The 18,513-nt window shown below is 62.0% G+C and carries 18 protein-coding genes; 8 read left to right on the top strand and 10 right to left on the bottom strand.

Going from position 1 to position 18,513, the window contains the following annotated elements; genetic code table 11:
- The first annotated feature begins 190 nt into the window (after nt 1-190).
- Nucleotides 191-1,672: a GH1 family beta-glucosidase gene (locus ACPPVP_RS30820; protein ID WP_426527361.1), complete on the top strand. Its 1,482-nt coding sequence runs from the start codon at nt 191-193 to the stop codon at nt 1,670-1,672.
- An 11-nt stretch (nt 1,673-1,683) separates the two neighbouring features.
- On the opposite strand, the gene ACPPVP_RS30825 is transcribed toward ACPPVP_RS30820, so the two are convergent.
- Genes ACPPVP_RS30825 through grxD form a run of 4 tightly spaced genes read right to left on the bottom strand, consistent with a single transcriptional unit; the run spans nt 1,684 to nt 5,187 of the window.
- Nucleotides 1,684-2,991: a serine hydrolase domain-containing protein gene (locus ACPPVP_RS30825; protein WP_426527362.1), complete on the bottom strand. Its 1,308-nt coding sequence runs from the start codon at nt 2,989-2,991 to the stop codon at nt 1,684-1,686.
- A complete protein-coding gene (locus ACPPVP_RS30830; RefSeq protein WP_426527363.1) occupies nt 2,972-4,255 on the bottom strand; it encodes a serine hydrolase domain-containing protein in 1,284 nt (427 codons plus the stop codon). The genes ACPPVP_RS30825 and ACPPVP_RS30830 overlap by 20 nt, the downstream gene beginning before the upstream one ends.
- 42 nt (nt 4,256-4,297) lie before the next feature.
- Nucleotides 4,298-4,852, bottom strand: coding sequence for an O-acetyl-ADP-ribose deacetylase (locus tag ACPPVP_RS30835; protein ID WP_426538161.1), 555 nt, complete (start codon nt 4,850-4,852; stop codon nt 4,298-4,300).
- The gene (grxD, locus tag ACPPVP_RS30840; protein ID WP_426527364.1) at nt 4,849-5,187 is read right to left on the bottom strand and encodes a Grx4 family monothiol glutaredoxin; all 339 of its coding nucleotides are present in this window, start codon (nt 5,185-5,187) and stop codon (nt 4,849-4,851) included. The genes ACPPVP_RS30835 and grxD overlap by 4 nt, the downstream gene beginning before the upstream one ends.
- 297 nt (nt 5,188-5,484) lie before the next feature.
- Between grxD and egtB the strand changes: the two genes are divergently transcribed.
- Nucleotides 5,485-6,735, top strand: a complete 1,251-nt coding sequence (gene egtB, locus ACPPVP_RS30845) for an ergothioneine biosynthesis protein EgtB (RefSeq protein ID WP_426527365.1) — start codon at nt 5,485-5,487, stop codon at nt 6,733-6,735.
- 48 nt (nt 6,736-6,783) lie between these two features.
- A complete protein-coding gene (gene egtD / locus ACPPVP_RS30850; RefSeq protein ID WP_426527366.1) occupies nt 6,784-7,755 on the top strand; it encodes an L-histidine N(alpha)-methyltransferase in 972 nt (323 codons plus the stop codon).
- Nucleotides 7,756-7,804: 49 nt separating this feature from the next.
- Here egtD and ACPPVP_RS30855 read toward each other — a convergent pair whose 3' ends face one another.
- A complete protein-coding gene (locus tag ACPPVP_RS30855; RefSeq protein ID WP_426527367.1) occupies nt 7,805-8,101 on the bottom strand; it encodes a hypothetical protein in 297 nt (98 codons plus the stop codon).
- Nucleotides 8,102-8,379: 278 nt separating this feature from the next.
- Here ACPPVP_RS30855 and ACPPVP_RS30860 point away from each other — a divergent pair, with 278 nt between their 5' ends.
- Nucleotides 8,380-8,613, top strand: coding sequence for a hypothetical protein (locus tag ACPPVP_RS30860; RefSeq protein ID WP_426527368.1), 234 nt, complete (start codon nt 8,380-8,382; stop codon nt 8,611-8,613).
- A gap of 5 nt (nt 8,614-8,618) precedes the next feature.
- Here the strand turns inward: ACPPVP_RS30860 and ACPPVP_RS30865 are convergent, their stop codons facing one another.
- Complete coding sequence (locus tag ACPPVP_RS30865; protein WP_426527369.1) at nt 8,619-9,797, bottom strand: low temperature requirement protein A; 1,179 nt, start codon at nt 9,795-9,797, stop codon at nt 8,619-8,621.
- Between the two features lie 27 nt (nt 9,798-9,824).
- Nucleotides 9,825-10,061 (bottom strand): BolA family protein, encoded by a 237-nt coding sequence (locus tag ACPPVP_RS30870; protein ID WP_426527370.1) that lies wholly within the window; start codon nt 10,059-10,061, stop codon nt 9,825-9,827.
- A 185-nt stretch (nt 10,062-10,246) separates the two neighbouring features.
- Between ACPPVP_RS30870 and ACPPVP_RS30875 the strand changes: the two genes are divergently transcribed.
- The gene (locus ACPPVP_RS30875; RefSeq protein WP_426527371.1) at nt 10,247-10,606 is read left to right on the top strand and encodes a DUF427 domain-containing protein; all 360 of its coding nucleotides are present in this window, start codon (nt 10,247-10,249) and stop codon (nt 10,604-10,606) included.
- 172 nt (nt 10,607-10,778) lie between these two features.
- The gene (locus ACPPVP_RS30880) at nt 10,779-11,963 is read left to right on the top strand and encodes an acyltransferase family protein (RefSeq protein ID WP_426527372.1); all 1,185 of its coding nucleotides are present in this window, start codon (nt 10,779-10,781) and stop codon (nt 11,961-11,963) included.
- 87 nt (nt 11,964-12,050) lie between these two features.
- On the opposite strand, the gene purL is transcribed toward ACPPVP_RS30880, so the two are convergent.
- The gene (gene purL, locus ACPPVP_RS30885; RefSeq protein ID WP_426527373.1) at nt 12,051-14,258 is read right to left on the bottom strand and encodes a phosphoribosylformylglycinamidine synthase subunit PurL; all 2,208 of its coding nucleotides are present in this window, start codon (nt 14,256-14,258) and stop codon (nt 12,051-12,053) included.
- 162 nt (nt 14,259-14,420) lie between these two features.
- On the opposite strand from purL, the gene ACPPVP_RS30890 reads away from it, so the two are divergent.
- Both ACPPVP_RS30890 and ACPPVP_RS30895 read left to right on the top strand, forming a co-directional pair.
- Nucleotides 14,421-14,909 carry a PaaI family thioesterase gene (locus ACPPVP_RS30890; protein WP_426527374.1) on the top strand — a complete coding sequence of 163 codons (489 nt, stop codon included), beginning with the start codon at nt 14,421-14,423 and terminating at the stop codon, nt 14,907-14,909.
- Complete coding sequence (locus ACPPVP_RS30895; protein ID WP_426527375.1) at nt 14,899-15,825, top strand: DMT family transporter; 927 nt, start codon at nt 14,899-14,901, stop codon at nt 15,823-15,825. Before ACPPVP_RS30890 ends, ACPPVP_RS30895 begins: the two co-directional genes overlap by 11 nt.
- A gap of 11 nt (nt 15,826-15,836) precedes the next feature.
- On the opposite strand, the gene ACPPVP_RS30900 is transcribed toward ACPPVP_RS30895, so the two are convergent.
- On the bottom strand, nt 15,837-17,441 hold the full coding sequence (locus tag ACPPVP_RS30900; protein ID WP_426527376.1) for an ABC transporter substrate-binding protein: 1,605 nt from the start codon (nt 17,439-17,441) through the stop codon (nt 15,837-15,839).
- Nucleotides 17,442-17,574: 133 nt separating this feature from the next.
- Nucleotides 17,575-18,312, bottom strand: a complete 738-nt coding sequence (locus ACPPVP_RS30905; RefSeq protein ID WP_426527377.1) for a tetratricopeptide repeat protein — start codon at nt 18,310-18,312, stop codon at nt 17,575-17,577.
- Between the last annotated feature and the right edge of the window lie 201 nt (nt 18,313-18,513).

Below are 18,513 nucleotides of genomic sequence, written 5' to 3' on the forward strand. Positions count from 1 at the left end.
AAATCGGTGAATATATTTGCCTATTTAACGGCGGGCGAAAGCCCTGTCGACCCACCGTTCAACCTAGCCACGCGCACAATTGCACCGGGACACGGGAGCGGCGATATTAGACCCGCTTCAAGCACGAAGCATCAAGAGTGAGCCTTGTTTTGCTCAAGATTGATTGATCCCCGGCGCGGTGAGAAAAACGATGCCCTTCAAGAGATTTTCGCGGCGGCAATTTGGCAGGATTGCGGGCTGGTCGGCGCTTGGCATGCCGATGCTGACGGCGGGATCCGGACTAGCCCAGTCGGACGCGGAGAGCGGAGCACGAAATCGAACAGCCTCGTCCGGCTTTCCGAACGGTTTTCTGTGGGGCACGGCGACCTCGGCCTATCAGATCGAGGGGGCCGTGAGCGAAGACGGCCGCGGCCCATCGATCTGGGACCGTTTCGCGCATACCCCCGGGACCATCTCCGACAACAGCAATGGCGATACCGCGACCGACCATTATCGCCTGTACAAGGAGGACATCCAGTTGATGAAGGCGCTCGGCGCAAAGGCCTACCGATTCTCGATCGCATGGCCTCGCGTCTTCCCGGAAGGCGCCGGCGCGCCAAATCCCAAAGGGCTCGATTTCTACAACCGCCTGGTCGACGAGTCGCTCGCGAACGGCATCACCCCGTTTGCGACGCTGTATCATTGGGACCTGCCGCAGGCGCTGCAGGATCGTTTCGGCGGCTGGACTTCGCGCGATACGTCAAAGGCATTTGCGGACTACGCCGCCTATGTCGCGGCGCGCCTGAGCGACCGTGTGAAGCACTTCTTCACCATCAACGAATGCTCCCGGCTCGTCCATCACGGCCATGAATGGGGCTCTGACGCGCCGGGGCTCAAACTATCTCCATCTGACGTGAAGCAGGTCCGACACAACGTCGCGCTGGGGCACGGTCTCGCGGTTCAGGCGATCCGGGCCAATGCACAGGCCGGGATCAAGGTCGGTCCGGCGGAGAATGCCGTGAGCTGCATCCCGGCCATTGAGACGCCTGCGAACATCCGCGCAGCCGAGATCGCGACGCGCGAGCTCAATGCCGGCTACCTGACCGTGATGCTCGAGGGAAAATACACCGATGCCTATCTCGCCCAGTCCGGCAAAGAGGGTCCGAAATATACCGCCGAGGATCTGCGCATCATCTCCTCCCCGATCGATTTTATCGGGCTGAATGTCTACATGCCTGATCATTACGTCGTTGCGGCCGACAACGAACGCGGCTTCACGCTCGCGCCATTTCCCAAATCTTTCCCGCACATGAAGGCGACCTGGCTCAGGCCCGGCCCCGAAACGATGTATTGGGTGCCGCGCCACGTTGCAAAACTGTGGAACGTGAAGTCGATCTACATCACCGAGAACGGAACGTCGGGAAGCGACCAGCCGGCTGCGGATGGCACCATCTACGACGTCGATCGCATCATGTACTTACGCAACTATCTGACGCAGCTGCAGCGCGCGACATCCGAGGGCGTCCCTGTGCACGGATATTTTCTGTGGAGCCTGATGGACAATTTCGAATGGACGGATGGATATGAACAGCGCTTCGGCCTCTACCATGTCGACTTCGATACCAAGCGCCGGACGCCCAAGTTGAGCGCGGCCTTCTACCGCGAGACGATCGCGCGCAACGCCGTGGCGTAATCCGGCGATTGTCAATCCGTGGTGCGCAGGCCCTTGCCCAGCGCCTCGAACATCATCGTCTTCAGCGCCAGCTGGATCCGCCCGCCTTGTGTCGGGGCCTGCACCATGCAGACAACGAGCAGGTCGTCCTGCGGATCGACAAAATAGAAACTGCCGCCCGCACCGTCCCAGCGGTATTCGCCAAGCGGCCATGTCGTATTCGGCGGCGGTGACGTGCGCACGGCAAAGCCAAGACCAAAGCCGCTGCTTGGGCCCGGAAAATAGAAGGGATCGTGAAGGATGCCGGTCTCCGGCCCGATCTGATCCGACGTCATCAGCGCGACCGTTTCCCGCTTAAGGTACCGCTTGCCGTCCAGCTTGCCTCCGTTCAGCAGCATTTGCAGGAAGCGGGCGTAGTCCCCGATCGTCGAGACCAGGCCCGCTCCGCCGGATTCCCAGCGCCGCGGCAATGCCGGGTCCCTCATTCCGGCCACCCGAAAACGATCGACGGGAAATGCCTGGGCAATGCGCGACCACTTCGATTCATCTGCGACATAGTATGCGGTCTCGGACATGCCGAGAGGATCGAACAATCGTTGCTTCTCGAACTGAAACAGCGTCTGCCCGGAGGCCACCTCGACGACACGGCCGAGCACGTCGGTTGAATGGCTGTAATTCCAACGCACTGCGGGCTGATCGGCGAGCGGCAGTGTCGCGATCCGGTCGGCGAATTCGGCGTTATCGAAATCGCCGGCGTACAGTTTCGAATTGGCGTAGAGTTTCTGCACCGCGGTTTCGCCGAAGAAGCCGTAAGTGATCCCCGACGTATGCCGCAGCAGATCCCTGATCGTGATCGGGCGCTTCAACGGCTCGAGCTTGAGCGGATACTGTCCTGCTTCATCGGAAAGATCGACGCCGACTTTTGCATCGGCAAAGGCAGGAATGTATTTCGACACGGGATCGTCGAGGGCCAGCCTGCCGTCGTCGACCAACATCATCGCGGCGACCGAGGTAACGGCTTTCGACATCGAATAGATCTGGAAAATCGTGTCCGGCGTCATCGGCTGGCCGGTTGCCGGATCCCGCACGCCGAAACTCTCGGAATAGACCGGCTTGCCGTGCTGCTGGATCAGCAGGATGGCGCCGGGAATCTTGCCGGTGGTGACTTCGTTACGGAGCTCATCCCCAATCCGGTCAAGGGCCGCGCGCGAGAAAGTTGGCGCGTCCGGCGCTTTCGGCTCGGCCCGCACGTCGTGCGGCCATCCGGCGGCCAGGAGAATGGCCAGCGCCGCCACAACAAGGTAACGCCCTGCGGCGCCGTCAGTTCTCCAAGGCTTCATAGACCATCTGCTTCAGCGTCCGCTGGATGCGCTGGCGTTCCGTCGGCGTCTGCTCCAGCACCACAAAGAACAAGTCCTGCTTGCGGTCGATCACCATGTAGCAGCCCGCGGCGCCGTCCCATTTCAGTTCGCCGAGCGATCCCGGCGGCGGCGGCTTGGCGTTACCCGGATCGGTGCGCACGGCAAGCCCGAGCCCCATGCCAAATCCATCACCGGGGAAATAATAATGATCCCGCGCAACGCCAGAGTCCTTGCCGGCATGGTCCGATGCCATCAGTTCGAACGTCTTCGGGCTGAGATAGGTCTTGCCCTCGAACGTCCCGCCATTGGCCAGCATCTGCGCAAATTTCGAAAAATCCGACATGGTTGAAACCATGCCGCCGCTGGCGGATTCCCATTTCTGGCGAACCTCGGTCCTGTACAGGCGACCGACCCGGAAATCACTGTCGTTCGGCACCGGTTGGGCCAACCGCTGCAGCCGTTCCGGTTCGGTGACGAAGAAGTTGGTGTCGGTCATGCCCATGGGATCGAGCAGCTTTTCCTTTTCGATCTCGAGCAATGATTTTCCGGACACGATCTCCATGATCCGCGCCAGGATGTCGGTGGAATGGCCGTATTGCCAGAGCGCGCCCGGTTGGTTGTGCAGCGGCAGCTTGGCGATTCGCTCGGCGAATTCGGCGAGGTCAAAGTCGCCCGCGTAGAGGTTGGCGTCCTTGTAGGCCTTGCGCACCAGACTGTCGCCATAGAAGCCGTAGGTGATGCCGGAGGTATGACGCATCAGGTCGAGAATGGTGATGGGTTTGGTCAGCGGCACCAGCTCCAGCGTCTTGCTGCCGTCCTCGGCCTTTTTCTCCTCACCGACCTTCATATTGGCAAAGGAGGGAATGTACTTCGAGACGGGATCGTCGAGCTTGATCTTGCCGTCCTGGATCAACTGCATCGCCACGACGGAGGTGATCGCCTTGGTCAGCGACGACAGGCGGAAGATGGTCTTGTCCGTGATCGGCTTTTTTGACTCGACATCCTGCACGCCGAAGGTTTCGTGATAGGCCGGCTTGCCGTGCTGCTGGATCAGCACATTGGCGCCGGCGATTTTGCCGGTCGCCACCTCGTTCTTGAAGAACTCGGTGATCTTTCCCAGCTTGTCCTGGTTGAAATGCGCGCCGGCAGGAATATCGAAAGTACCTTCAGCGCGGGCGGACGACAGCGTGGCAAGCATCAGCGCGCCGAAACCCAGCGCACGCAAACATGTTGATGAACTCATGGAACCCCTCCCCGACCTCGCCGGGAGTGTAGCGGTCGGCCGTCAGTCGGCACAAGGGCTGCCAAATGCTTCCAGAGCCTCCTCATGGAGTTCCCCGCTGCCCCTGGAAAAGCAGCAAAACAGGACGCGGGTCAGGGAGGGCGCCGACGGCAGCGCTTTTACCGTCGCGGCAACCGCAAGTTTCGCGGCGCGTTCTGCTGGAAACCGGAAGACGCCGGTCGAAATCGCGGGAAACGCAACAGATTCGAGATTGTTGTCACGGCAGAGCTCGATCGCACGGCGATAGCACGAGGCGAGTTGCTCGTCCTCCCCACGATTACCACCGTACCAAATAGGTCCGACCGCATGGATCACATGCCGCGCCTTCAGGAGATATCCTTTGGTGATCTTGGCATCGCCGGTTTCGCAGCCGTTGAGCGTCCCGCATTCGGTCAGCAGCTCAGGCCCGGCCGCGTCATGGATCGCACCATCGACGCCGCCCCCGCCGAGCAGCGACGAATTCGCCGCGTTTACGATGGCGTCAACGCGCAGCGTGGTGATATCGGCAACAATGACTTCCAGCCGCGCCTTGCCGATCCGGCGCGCGCGATCGCTCAGGCTGACGCCGCCGCGCTGACGGTGACGCCCTTGTCGGCGAACAGCTGCTGCAATTCACCGGCCTGGAACATCTCGCGGATGATGTCGCAGCCGCCGACGAACTCGCCCTTCACGTAGAGCTGCGGGATGGTCGGCCAGTTAGAATATTCCTTGATGCCGTTGCGAAGCTCGGCGGATTCCAGGACGTTCAGGCCCTTGTAGCCGACACCGACGTGGTCGAGGATCTGCACGACCTGGCCGGAGAAACCGCACTGCGGAAACTGCGGCGTGCCCTTCATGAACAGCACGACGTCGTTCGCCTTCACTTCGTTGTCGATGAATTGTTCGATGCTCATATTCGCTTCCTTTTGGGGCACAGCCCCCTGCGGCTTCGCCTGGCGGGCCTGATCCATCTAACCCGGTCACTTGCCATATATGTAGCCCAAACCGTTGTGCATCCAAAGTAAAATGGCGAGGATCTGGCATGCACGGGCCGGTTCAGGCCCCGCAGGGACGCGGCCCCATAGTCTGACGGCATCAATATCATACCGGGCGAAGGCTTTTTTCCCGGACAGGACCCCCTATCTAGGACGGACCGTCCGGCAGGAACCAGTTTGCCAGACTAACGTTCTCTCCCCCGACCGGAGATACCTGTGACGAAACCAGTAGCCGCCGCCGAGTTTGCGACATCAGCCCCGTCACTTTTCTCCGATTCCGGCACCCTCGCCCAGAATTTGGTGGAAGCCTATCTGGCGGTCCGCGGCGAGACCGAGCGCCGGGCCGCTCCCTTGAGCCCCGAGGACCAGCTTATCCAGTCGATGCCGGACGCCAGCCCGGCCAAATGGCATCGCGCCCACACCACCTGGTTCTTCGAGCAATTCCTGCTCGGCGAGCACTGTGAAGGTTACCAGCCCTTCCATCCTGATTACGCGTTTCTATTCAATTCCTATTACGTCACCGCAGGTCCCCGGCACGCACGCCACCAGCGCGGCCACCTGACCCGCCCGAGCGCGGACGAGGTCACCGCCTATCGCCGGCATGTCGACGCCGCCGTGGTCAGGTTCTTCCAGACCGCCGGCGAGGAGCGCCTCGCCAAGCTCGCGCCGCTGGTCGAGGTCGGCCTCAACCACGAGCAGCAGCATCAGGAATTGATGCTGACCGACATCCTGCATGCCTTCGCCCAGAACCCGATCCCCCCGGCCTACGATCCGTCATGGCGCTTCCCGGCGTCGCAGCGCGAGGGGGAGGATTGGGTCACCCTCAACGAGGGCATCCACACCGTGGGCCACAGCGACGACAGCTTCCATTTCGACAATGAAAAGCCCGCGCACCGCGCCCTGATCGGCCCGGTCAGGCTGGCCCGTAACCTCGTCACCAATACCGAATGGCTGGCCTTCATGAAGGACGGCGGCTACGGCACGGCGACGCTGTGGCTGATGGATGGTTTTGCCGCCGCCACCAACGAGGGCTGGCAGGCGCCGGGCCATTGGCGCCAGGTCGACGGCGAATGGCGGATCATGACGCTCGGCGGGTTGCAGCCGATCGACCCCTCCGCTCCCGTCAGCCATGTCAGCTATTACGAGGCGGACGCGTTCGCGCGCTGGGCTGGCCGCCATCTGCCGACCGAAATGGAATGGGAAGTCGCTGCCCGCGCCGGCCAGCTCAACGACGCCTTCGGCATCGTCTGGCAATGGACCCGCAGCGCCTATTCGCCCTACCCCGGCTACCGCGCCATCGAGGGCGCGCTGGGCGAATATAACGGCAAATTCATGGTCAACCAGCTGGTGCTGCGCGGCTCCTCGCTTGCAACCCCTCAAGGCCACAGCCGTATCACCTACCGTAACTTCTTCTATCCCTTCCACCGCTGGCAATTCACGGGGTTACGCCTCGCCGACTACGCCTGACATTTCCGATCATCATCGCGCGCCGGAAAGCGCGTTCAGGAGAGTATCATGAATGTGCATGCCGCCGCTTTGGCCCAGACGCACGACTTCGATGAGCAGACGTCCGCCTTTGCCGGCGACGTGATCGGCGACCTGTCGCAGTTTCCCAAGCGGCTGTCGCCGAAATATTTCTACGACGCCGCAGGCTCGGAGCTGTTCGAGCAGATCACGGTCCTGCCGGAATATTATCCGACCCGCACCGAGCTCGGCATTCTGCGCAGCCGCGGCGACGAGATCGCTTCCATCATCCCCAAGGGCGCAGCGCTGGTGGAATTCGGCGCCGGCGCCACCACCAAGGTCCGCCTGCTGCTGGAGCGCTGCGATTTCGGCGCCTATGTTCCGGTCGATATTTCCGGCGACTTCCTGAGCGCCCAGGCGAACGCCCTGCGCCAGGATTTTCCCGCGCTCGGCGTCTATCCGGTTGCTGCCGATTTCACCGCGCCGTTTGCCCTGCCGGCCGAGATCGAAGGGATGCCCAAGGTCGGGTTCTTTCCGGGATCGACGCTCGGCAATTTCGAGCCGGACGAAGCGCGCGCCTTCCTGCGCAGCGCCCGCGACATTCTGGGCAAAGGCGCGCAGATGATCATCGGCGTCGACCTCGAGAAGAACGAGCGGGTGCTTTACGACGCCTATAACGACGCCGCCGGCGTCACCGCGCGGTTCAATCTCAACGTCCTGGTCCGCATCAACCGCGAGCTCGGCGGCAATTTCGACGTTTCCGCCTTCATGCACCGCTCGGTCTATAACCGCGAGCGCCATCGCATCGAAATGCACCTGATCGCCAAGAAGGCGCAGACCGTCCGCATCCTCGGGCGGAATTTTTCATTCCGCCCGGGTGAGAGCATCCACACCGAGTCGAGCTACAAATACAGCCTCGACCGCTTCACCGCACTGGCGCGCGAGTCCGGCTGGTCGGTGCGGGAATCCTGGACCGACCGCGACCGGATGTTTTCGGTTCACGCGCTGGCGGCGTCAGACTGACGGATGGGCGCTTTGTAGCTCGCGTCGTTGCAGGTCGGGTCGTTGCGGTTCAGGTCTTGACCAGTCTCCGGCGATCCGGTCGCATTCGGCGGGCCGGAGTAATCCTGGGCGCTATGGATATCCAGTCATCGGACAATCGGTCTGCCCCCAGCAACCACGCGTGAATAATCCGCCACTTGTCCTGTCCGCGAGACTGGAAGTCCAATAACGGCGATCCGCTGTCCTGCAGCTCGTGGAAGAACTTTAACGAGTCCTTTCCGGTGGGCTCGTCCTGCTCGATCGCCTGCGTCAAGATCCAGCGGTCCCACTCCTGAATGATCCGTACTCTTGCTTCACTTTGTTTCATCGGCGCGCATTCCCAGCCACGGTAATCCCGTGGACTCCAAGTGATCGCGCTGGTCTAGGTCTGATGGAAAGGTGCTACGCCGCCGCGCGTCCCCGCACCTTTGCCGCGCTCACTATAGACAAACTTCTTAACAAATCTTCATCTTTATCGCCCCGCCCGCAAAACGTTCTATCTGCGCTCTTGTTTGCCCTTCGAAAGGTCCAACTTTTGACGCGGACTCAGTCGAGCTTCTGCGGCAGGCTCGGCTAGGGGTGAGTTCGTGCCAGGGGATGTTAGCCATGGGCAACGCTTATCCAGCGTCCGGCAATCGGAAGCAGTTTTCCAGTGTATCGTCCGTTCGCGGGGACACGGCTTGGGATCAAGAGGTGGACACCGAACGGGTGTCCCTCATCGAGGAAAACGCCAGGCTACGGGCGCTTGTCGTGCAATTGTCAAACCTCGTTCTTCGAAACGTCGTCGATCAGCACGGCAGCTCGTCGATGCAGCCGCTGAGGCGGTCGCTGCCTGACTAGCCGTACTATTCTGCTGAACTGGATTGCAACGAGATCGACTCCCACACCGCGACCACGATCATGATCGAGGTGGTCAGGATGGAGAGCGCGAGCGGCGACAGCTCGCTTGCGAACCACGCGAGCACGCAGAGCGCGACGATACCGACGCCGTGCGAGAGCTGCAGGAAGCCGCGAAAGCTGTGCTTGAACAGGATGGTCCCGAACAGAAACAGCAAGGGACCGCCGATCGCGCTGATCACCGTCTTGAGATCGGAATGGCCGCCCGGGTGCTTCAGCACCAGTTCGTCCGCAACCGCCGTGACGATGATACCGGCAATGATCGGCATGTGCAGATAGGTATAAGCCAGACGCGCCAGCCTTCCCGGTTCGCTCGATTTCGAGATCTGCTCGGAGCCGGCTTCGGCGCCCTTGTGGAAATAGATCCACCACATCGCGAGGCAGCCCGCGAAGGCCGAAACGAACGCCAGGACGTTTTCGGTCGTCCACGTCAGTTCGGCAAAGGTCGCACCCGTGACGACGATGGATTCGCCGAGCGCGATGATGATGAAACCGGCGCAGCGCTCGGCCATGTGGCCGCCTTCGACCACCCAATCGGCAACCGAAGACGCACCGTAACGGGGAATCCAGAACCGCACCGCCGGCGAAATATATTCGATCGCAAGCGCGATCGCCCAAAGCACCAGCCGCGACGGACCTTCCGCCAACCCGCCGGCGATCCAGAAAACCGCCGACATCGCCAGCCAGCTGGTGATGCGGATCGCATTCGCGCGCGCCAGCGACTGCGAAGGCAGGGTCGAGGCCCACAGGAATACCGTCTTGCCGACCTGCATCGCGGCGTAGGCAATGGCAAACCATAGAGCGCGGCCGTCAAAGGCCGTCGGGATCGAGGTCGACAGCACCAGCCCGCCCAGCGTCATTGCAAACAGCAACAGCCGGACCGGGGTCTTTTCGGGATTGAGCCAGTTGGTGATCCAGGAGGTGTAGACCCACACCCACCACACCGCGAGGAACAGCAGCGTGACCTGCAATGCGCCCAGCGGCGTGAAATGCGCGAGCAGCGTGTGCGAGATCTGCGTGACGGCAAAGACGAAGACGAGATCGAAGAACAGCTCCGCGTAAGTGACGCGGCTATGCTGGTTCGGCACGATCGGGCGAAACAGCCCGCCGCGTGCAGTGTCCGTCATCGATGCGCCCCCGCCGCCCGCAGGCGCCTAGCCCCCCGGCACCCCGGTCTGCAGCGCCAGCGCATGCAGCAAGCCGCCCATCTGCCCCTTGAGTGACTGGTAGACGATCTGATGCTGCTGCACGCGCGACTTGCCGCGGAAGGATTCCGAGATCACGGTCGCGGCGTAGTGGTCGCCGTCGCCTGCGAGATCGCGGATCGTCACCTCGGCATCGGGGATAGCTGCCTTGATCATCGATTCGATATCGTGGGCGTCCATCGGCATCCAGTTATGTCTCCGTCAGGTGTTTCGAATCACGGCCGGCTCGCGCGTCCGTGACAGCCGAACCTAGCGCGTAGGGTCTTCTAGGTCACGCCCGACGGCACTATATTCCTCGTCCGGCCGTTTGACACTGTGAGATGCGGTCGCGCCCGATCATTTCGCGCTGACCTAAAAAGAGGCTCAAAATCATGAAATTGCCCGGTCCCGACCACCCGATCACGATTACGGCAAATCCCAAACGCGTCCGCGTCTCGGTGGGCGGCGTGGTCATCGCCGACAGCACCCACGCGCTGACCTTGAAGGAAGCCAGCTATCCGGCGGTGCAATATGTGCCGCGCGAGGATGCCAATATGGCGCTCCTGGCCCGCACCGAGCGGACCACGCACTGCCCTTACAAGGGGGATGCGAGCTATTTCAGCATCAATACCAACGGCAAGAGCATCGAAAATTCGATCTGGACCTACGAGGCGCCCTTCCCGGCCATGACCGAGATCGCGGGTCATCTGGCGTTCTACCCGGACAAGGTGACGATCGAGGAAGTGGCGTAGGCCATCTCCGATCTGTCATGACCCGGGCATAAGAGCCTGCTCCGAGCAGAATGCGTAAACTTGTCTGCGCTGCCAATTGCGTCTTTCACAGAAAGGCAGCAAACATTGGGTCTTGCTGAATCGGGTTCCCGGCTGCAACATTTGACCTAAACAGCCTGACCGGGAGGCGCGCATGACATCGATTTCCGCCGTGGGGCATGCCGACGCGGGCGCCTTGCCCAAGGCCAAAACGCGAAACCTTTCGCTTGATCGGGCCCGCACCTTCCTGACGCTGGTGGTGCTGCTACATCACGCCGTGATCCCCTATACCTATTTCGGTCACACCGATCCGAAGTACTTCTTCGGCTTCGACATGGTCGTGCTCGCCACCGACAGTTTCTTCATGGCGATGTTCTTCTTCCTGTCGGGATTGTTCGCCTGGTCCGGCATCGCCCGGAAGGGAGCGGCGAACTATTTGCAGGATCGCCTGCTCCGGCTTGGCCTGCCGTTCGTGATCTGCGCCCTCACGGTCATTCCGCTCGCCTATTACGCCATCTCACTGCGGCACCACCCCGAAATCGGCTTTTCGGAATACTGGTGGAATATGGTCACGAAGGGCCCGTGGCCGAGCGGACCTATCTGGTTCCTCTGGGTCTTGTTTGCGTTCGACCTGGTTGCCTGCCTGCTGCACCGGCTGTCGCCCCACCTGCTTGACCCCATCAATCGCCTCTCGCTATACGGCCGCCGCCGGCCCGCGGTGTTTTTCGCGGTCATGCTGGCCGTCACCGCGGCGTTCTACGTTCCCGGGCTCATGATTTATGGACCAGCCAGCTGGTTTGAGTTCGGGCCGTTCTCGGTCCAGCACGGGCGCATTATGCTCTATGCGAGCTACTTCTTCTTCGGTGCGGGCATCGGCGTCGCGCAAATGGATCGCGGGCTGCTTGCGGCAGACGGCCGGATGGCGAAAGTTAGCTGGGACTGGATGGTGCTGGCGATCGTTCCGTATTGCCTGCTGTGGGGCCTGATCTTCATCAAGCGCGAAATACTGGGCAACCCGTCGCCGCTGCCGAACTGGTATGAGGGGCTCTACGCCGTCTGCTTCGCTATCTTCAGCGTGGCCATCATGTTTCTGATCCTGGCCTTTTTCCAAAGGTTCAGGCAGTCAGGCTCGGCCAAGCTGCTCGACCCGATGCAGGCCGACGCCTACGGCATGTTCCTGGTGCACTACCCGATCGCATTGTGGCTGCAGTACTGGCTGTACGACTACGACCTGCCGGCGATCGTCAAGGTCGCGATCGGATTCGTTCTAACCGTCGCATTCAGTTGGGCCTTGACGCGGGCGTTGCGACAGATTCCGGGCGCGACGAAGGTGCTGTGATCTTGTAGCCCGGATGAGCGAAGCGACATCCGGGAACGGCGTCGCCCATGAATCCCGGATGTCGCTTCGCTCATCCGGGCTACGAAATCAGCTAGCCTTGCCGCTCATATAGGCCGGCAACCAGCGTTCGAACGCCGACTTCAGCGCATCCACCGAAACGGCCGTTTCACCAGCGACGGCAATCGCATCACCGCCCGTGGTGCCGATCCGCGCACAGGGCACGCCCGCGCCCTTCATTTTCGCAAGCACCAGGCCGGCATCCGCCGCAGGCACGGTCACGATGTAACGCGCCTGATCCTCGCCGAACCAGTAGGCGTGCGGCACGATCGAGCTCGGTGCGGCCAACAACTGTGCGCCGATGCCGCTGGCGATCGCCATCTCCGCGAGCGCGATCAGCAGACCGCCGTCGGAGATATCATGCACGGCCGTGGCGGTGCCGGCGTGGATCATGCCGCGCACCACATCGCCGTTGCGCTTTTCGGCCGCGAGATCGACCGGCGGCGGCGCGCCCTCTTCGCGGCCGCAGATATCGCGCAGGTAGACGGATTGTCCGAGCCAGCCTTGCGTGTCGCCGATCAGCAGAATGGCATCACCGGCGGCCTTGAATGCCAGCGTCGCCGATTTGGTGAAATCGTCAAGCAGGCCGACGCCGCCGATCGAGGGCGTCGGCAGAATGCCGCGGCCGTTGGTCTCGTTGTAGAGCGAGACGTTGCCGGACACGACCGGGAAGTCCAGCGCAGTGCAGGCTTCCGAAATGCCTTTCAGACAGCCGACGAACTGGCCCATGATCTCGGGCCGCTCCGGATTGCCGAAATTGAGGTTATCCGTGATCGCGAGCGGCCGGCCACCGACCGCCGTGATGTTGCGCCAGGCTTCGGCGACGGCCTGCTTGCCGCCTTCGAACGGATCCGCCTCGCAATAGCGAGGCGTCACGTCGACGGTGAGCGCGAGCCCCTTCGGCCCATCCTCGACGCGCACCACGGCCGCATCGCCACCGGGGCGCTGCACGGTATTGCCCAGAATGACGTGGTCGTACTGCTCCCACACCCAGCGCTTCGAGCACAGCTCCGGCGTTGCGATCAATTTTTCCAGCGACGCGGAAATGCCGAGCGGCGGATTCACTTCGCGGGCCTGCACCACCGGCAACGCCGACGACGCCACATGCGGGCGGTCATAGAGCGGCGCCTCGTCGCCCAGCTCCTTGATCGGCAGGTCGGCCATGACGTCGCCGCCATGCTTGACCACGAAGCGCTTGCTCGGCGTGGTGTAGCCGACCACGGCGAAGTCGAGCCCCCACTTCTTGAAGATCGCCTCGGCCTGTTTTTCCTTCTCGGGCTTGAGCACCATGAGCATGCGCTCCTGGCTTTCCGAGAGCATCATCTCATAGGCGCTCATGCCGGTTTCGCGCGTCGGCACCGCATCGAGATTGAGATCGACGCCGAGGTCGCCCTTGGCGCCCATTTCGACCGCCGAGCAGGTCAGGCCCGCCGCGCCCATGTCCTGGATCGCGATCACGCAATCGGCTTCCATGATTTCGAGGCAGGCTTCGAGCAAGAGCTTTTCCGCGAAGGGATCGCCGACCTGCACCGTCGGCCGCTTCTCGGCGGAATCATCGTCGAATTCGGCCGACGCCATCGAGGCGCCGTGAATGCCGTCACGCCCGGTCTTGGAGCCGAGATAGACGATCGGCATGTTCACGCCCGACGCCGCGGCATAGAAGATCTTGTCGGTGTCGGCCAGCCCCACCGCCATCGCGTTGACCAGGATGTTGCCGTCATAGCGGGTGTGGAAACGCACCTGCCCGCCGACCGTCGGGACACCGAACGAATTGCCGTAGCCGCCGACGCCGGCGACCACGCCCGACACCAGATGCCGCGTCTTGGGGTGTTCCGGCGCGCCAAAGGAGAGCGCATTGAGGCAGGCGATCGGCCGCGCGCCCATCGTGAACACGTCACGCAAGATGCCGCCGACGCCGGTGGTCGCGCCCTGGTAGGGCTCGATATAGCTCGGGTGGTTGTGGCTCTCCATCTTGAAGACGACCGCCTGGCCGTCACCGATGTCGATCACGCCGGCGTTCTCGCCCGGGCCCTGGATCACCCACGGCGCCTTGGTCGGCAGGCCCCGCAGATGGATGCGCGAGGACTTGTACGAGCAGTGCTCGTTCCACATCGCCGAGAAAATCCCCAGCTCGGTGAAACTCGGCACCCGCCCGATCAGCTTGAGGATGCGCTCATACTCGTCGGGCTTCAGGCCATGGCTGGCGACGAGTTCGGGGGTGATCTGGGGCTCGTTCATGGGTGCCTTAATAGGAAGATCGAGGGGGTGCGAAAAGGCCTTTTATGGCGCATTTCCGCCCTGTCCATAGCTTTGCGAAGGGGGCCTTGCGGGATCGGCGTTTGCACATCGTTCCCGGATCGGATTTAAGGGCGGGAATAGCGAATTGAAGGGCCATTTTTAGTGAACGAACTCCCCCAAAATGCATTTCAGCGCCGCCCCGACCTGCATGTCGAGACCGAGGGCGAATTCAAGGGCTGGCGGACCTGGACCCGCGACAATTTTGAGACTCATAACGGCCCGTTCTGGCACCGGATGGATGAAAACGGCCGCGTGCAATGCGCGTTCCGGGTCGAGAAGAAGCACCTGAACGGGCAGCACAACGTCCACGGCGGCTGCTTCATGTCGTTCGCGGACTATTCCCTGTTCGCGATTGCTTCCCCAGTGCTGCAGAGCCCTGGGGTGACGGTATCGTTTTCCTGTGAATTCCTCGACGCTGCGCGCGAGGGTGAACTGATCGAATGCGACGGCGAAATCACCCGCGCCGGCGGTTCGCTGATCTTCCTGCGCGGCGTGCTGAAATCCGGCGAGCGGTCGCTGTTCACCTTCTCGGGCACCATCAAGCGGGTGAAGTGGAAGAAGCCGGTAGGCATAGGCGCCGTTGCCATCTGACGCGCCACAGACCCGTCGCGGCTGGCGCGACTATGCCTTGCTGCTCGCGCTGGCGTGCTGCTGGAGCTCGACCTATCCGCTGACCAAGATCGGCCTCGGATCATTCCCGCCTATCACCTTCATCTCGCTGCGCTCGCTGATCGCCGCCGGCTTCCTGCTGGTGATCTTGCGCGTCCGCGGGATTCGGCTGCCTGTGGAAGCCAGGGCCTGGAAGCTGTTCGCCCAGCAGCAGACCATCAATTCGACCTTTCCGTTCCTGCTGATCACCTGGGCGCAGCAATATGTGCCGGCGTCCAATACCGTGGTGCTGGCCTCGACGACGCCGATCTTCGCCTTTCTGATCACCTGGGGCATTACGCGGCACGAGCCGGCCACGCTGCTCAAGCTTGCCGGCGCCATTCTGGGGCTTGTCGGAACGGCCTTGATCATCGGCCTCGACGCGCTCGCAACCCTCGATGCCAATATCCTCGCCGAAATCGTCATCCTGATCGCCACCATCTCGTTTGCCTGCGCCACGATCTTCGGCCTGCGGCTGACCGACTACGATCCGATGGTGGTGGCCGCAGGCTCGCTTTTGTTCGGCGGCATGGTGCTGTTGCCGTTCGCGCTGATTATCGATCATCCCTGGACCTTGCGGCCGACGGCCGAAGCGCTGGTCGCAACAGCCGCGATGAGCATATTTTCGAGCGCATTCGGCCTAATGCTGTTCTACATGTGCCTGACGCGGCTCGGCACGCTCACCACCAACGCGCAAGGTTATCTGCGCATCCCGATCGGCGTCGGCATTTCGGTGGTCCTGCTCGGCGAATCCGTGCCCGCCAATCTCGCGCTCGGCCTCGTCCTTGTCACGGCCGGTGTCGCCGCCATGACGATCCCGAAAGACGCCTGGCGGCGGTGGAGACGTCGCGGCGGCTGAGCATCATGCGCCTATTGCACGCTCACCAGCGTCAGATCGACGAACCACGACTGCGGCGAAACAAAACCCCTGACCTTCGGGCTCATCGCGCGGGGATTGAGATCGTGGACGATGTAGAGCCAGGGCGGATTGTCGACGAGCCGCTCATGCGCCTTGCGATAGGCGATCGAGATCGCCTTCGGATCGGTCGATTCCGAGATCGTCTTCAGCGCGTCTTCGAAATCGTCGTCCTTCCACTGCTCGAAATTGAAGCCGTTCGGCGAGAAATTGGCCGCCAGGAAATAGCGCGCCATCACGCCGGCATCCGACGATGGCGAGCTGATATTGAGCACCATGGCGCTGCGCAGATTCGGGCTGTCGGGCGTGGCGCGCGCCGCCGTCAGCAGCACCTGCCATTCGATCACGTCGAATTCCACGTTGACGCCGCAGGCCTCTTTCAGATTCTGCTGCAGGAACTCGTTCATCGGCAGCGGCAGCATCTGCCCGGAGCCGGAATTCGAGATCAGCGCCTTGAACGAGAGCGGTTTTGCCGGCGTGTAGCCCGCTTCTGCAAGCAGCGCCTTGCCTTTGGCGGGATCGGACTTGTAGCGATTGACCGGCGCGCCGAAATCGGGATCGCTGGCCTTGAGCCAGCCGACCGAAGGCTCCGCGGTGCCGTTGAGCAGTCCGACCAGCCCTTCCCGATCGATGCAATAGTTCAGCGCCTGGCGCACCCTGACATCCTTGAAAGGGCTGTTGGCCGCGCCGATGTTGTAGAACCACGGCCAGACGTGCGGATAGGAGCCGGTGGTGATGGTGAAGCCCGCGGATTTCAGGGAGTCGATGCCGTCGGGCGGCGGCACTTCGATCCAGTCGACCTGGCCGGAGCGCAACGCGGCCAATCGTGAATTCGCCTCGGGGATCGGCATCAGCACGACATTGTCGACTTTCGCTTTTCTGTCCGGGTCCCAATATTTGTCCCAGCGCGTGAGATCAGCTTCCTGCCGCGGCACCACCTTGGTGATCCTGAACGGGCCGGTACCCGCCGCCGGCAAGGTCGCAACCTTGGCCCACTCCTTCCCTGCCTTCTCGAACGATGTTGGGGAGGTGAACAGCAGATAGACCGCCATATAGGGAAAATAGGAGGCGGGTTTGGTGGTAGTGATGGCGACGGTCAAGTCGTCGACCTTGCGGTAGCTGCCCATCACGGGCACGCGTGCCCGCGACATCGCCGAACTCGCCGGCTCAAATTGCGGGCTCTCGCTGTTGAAATAGCGGTCAAGATTCCAGATCACGGCGTCGGCATTGAAATCGGTGCCATCGTGGAATTTGACGCCCTGGCGCAGGTGGAAAATCCAGGTCTTGTTGTCAGCGGGGTCCTGCTCCCATTTCTCCGCGAGCCCCGGCCGCAAGGTCGCCAGCCGGTCTGTCCTGGTCAGGTCCCACAGCACCAATCCTTCAAAGATCGGATAGCCAAGGAAGCGCATGCCCTCGAAACCGTTGTTCGGCAGCCCGGTCGCTGTGGGGATATCGGACGCCGTCATTGCGATGCGCAGCGTGGTTTCAGCCACAGCCGAATGGGACGACAAGAGCGCGGTCAGCAGCGCAACCGTGCAGGAAGCCTTGCGAATGGGCATGATCTATCTCCGTCCCGACGATTGGAAAAACCGCGTTGGGGATCAGGAGACACGAGCAAGTTTCAGGCCAGCCGATTTCCGCAATTGAACAAAAAAATGGCAGTTGAATGAAGGTCTCTTCGGCCGCTGCGCTTCAGTTCAACAACTGCTTTTCAGCGATCGAAAGCCATTCGGCCTGCGCCTCGCGTAGATATTGGGGCGCGCGCCGCATCTGAAGCAGCAATTCGTTGAACACCACTCTCGCCTCGGCGTCGCGGCCGACGATGCGCAGCAGCATTCCGTATCGAACGCGAGCCTCCGCGTTGGGGGCGTACCGCACCAGCGCGTAATATTTCTCGAGTGCCTCGTCGATCCGCCCGACCTCCGCCAACGAACGCGCGTAGAGCAAATGCGCCTCGGCCGATTCAAAGTCCGGCCAGCGTTTTTGCAGATCGTCCAGCGTGGCGAGTGCCTCGGCCGGACGGCTGCGGCCGAATTCGGCCTGCGCCTTGCCCAGCGCATAGGCCGGCTCGCCACCGAGCGGCAGCATCAGGATGTGATCGTAGTGGCGCACCGCTTCGTCGAATCTCGCGAGCCTCAGGCACTCCGCTGCCAGCGCGGCGCGATTGGCGACGGTATCCGTGTTGGCAAGCCGATCGGACAGCTCCCGATAGAGCTTTTCCGGATCGAGTTTACCGGCAATGCGCTTGCGCGCCTGTTGGGCGCCGGGGCTGCCAAACCACTCCGGCACCAGCTCGACGACGATGTAGGCGAGCGCTCCGACCAGCGGGATCATCAGGATGATGAAGGCCCAGGGCTGCAGCCGTCCGGTCCTCGATGCGTGATAGATCAGGGTAATATCGAGCAGCAACACGACGAGAGCAACAGGCATGGCGCATTCCAGGCAAACGTGATGGACGGTCCTTAGTGGCCTTGATAGCGCGGCAAGTTCAATTGAACAATCTTCAGTTGTGTCGCGGCGTGAAATATCGGTCGGCGAGGCTTATCAACTCCTTCCAGACCATCACCGCGATTGTGGCCGTCAGCAGCCTTGAACGGAAAAGCAACGAACCGTGATCCGCGAGCAGGAACG

The sequence above is a fragment of the Bradyrhizobium sp. McL0615 genome (assembly GCF_049993905.1).
GTDB lineage: Bacteria > Pseudomonadota > Alphaproteobacteria > Rhizobiales > Xanthobacteraceae > Bradyrhizobium.

Excerpts from the sequence above, each read along its gene's own strand:
- ACPPVP_RS30830 (WP_426527363.1), bottom strand. The coding sequence starts at position 4,255 with ATGAGTTCATCAACATGTTTGCGTGCGCTGGGTTTCGGCGCGCTGATG.
- purL (WP_426527373.1), bottom strand. The coding sequence starts at position 14,258 with ATGAACGAGCCCCAGATCACCCCCGAACTCGTCGCCAGCCATGGCCTG.
- ACPPVP_RS30870 (WP_426527370.1), bottom strand. The coding sequence starts at position 10,061 with ATGCCGATGGACGCCCACGATATCGAATCGATGATCAAGGCAGCTATC.
- ACPPVP_RS30825 (WP_426527362.1), bottom strand. The coding sequence starts at position 2,991 with ATGAAGCCTTGGAGAACTGACGGCGCCGCAGGGCGTTACCTTGTTGTG.
- grxD (WP_426527364.1), bottom strand. The coding sequence starts at position 5,187 with ATGAGCATCGAACAATTCATCGACAACGAAGTGAAGGCGAACGACGTC.
- ACPPVP_RS30905 (WP_426527377.1), bottom strand. The coding sequence starts at position 18,312 with ATGCCTGTTGCTCTCGTCGTGTTGCTGCTCGATATTACCCTGATCTAT.
- ACPPVP_RS30855 (WP_426527367.1), bottom strand. The coding sequence starts at position 8,101 with ATGAAACAAAGTGAAGCAAGAGTACGGATCATTCAGGAGTGGGACCGC.
- ACPPVP_RS30860 (WP_426527368.1), top strand. The coding sequence starts at position 8,380 with ATGGGCAACGCTTATCCAGCGTCCGGCAATCGGAAGCAGTTTTCCAGT.
- egtD (WP_426527366.1), top strand. The coding sequence starts at position 6,784 with ATGAATGTGCATGCCGCCGCTTTGGCCCAGACGCACGACTTCGATGAG.
- ACPPVP_RS30865 (WP_426527369.1), bottom strand. The coding sequence starts at position 9,797 with ATGACGGACACTGCACGCGGCGGGCTGTTTCGCCCGATCGTGCCGAAC.
- ACPPVP_RS30880 (WP_426527372.1), top strand. The coding sequence starts at position 10,779 with ATGACATCGATTTCCGCCGTGGGGCATGCCGACGCGGGCGCCTTGCCC.
- ACPPVP_RS30820 (WP_426527361.1), top strand. The coding sequence starts at position 191 with ATGCCCTTCAAGAGATTTTCGCGGCGGCAATTTGGCAGGATTGCGGGC.
- ACPPVP_RS30875 (WP_426527371.1), top strand. The coding sequence starts at position 10,247 with ATGAAATTGCCCGGTCCCGACCACCCGATCACGATTACGGCAAATCCC.
- ACPPVP_RS30900 (WP_426527376.1), bottom strand. The coding sequence starts at position 17,441 with ATGCCCATTCGCAAGGCTTCCTGCACGGTTGCGCTGCTGACCGCGCTC.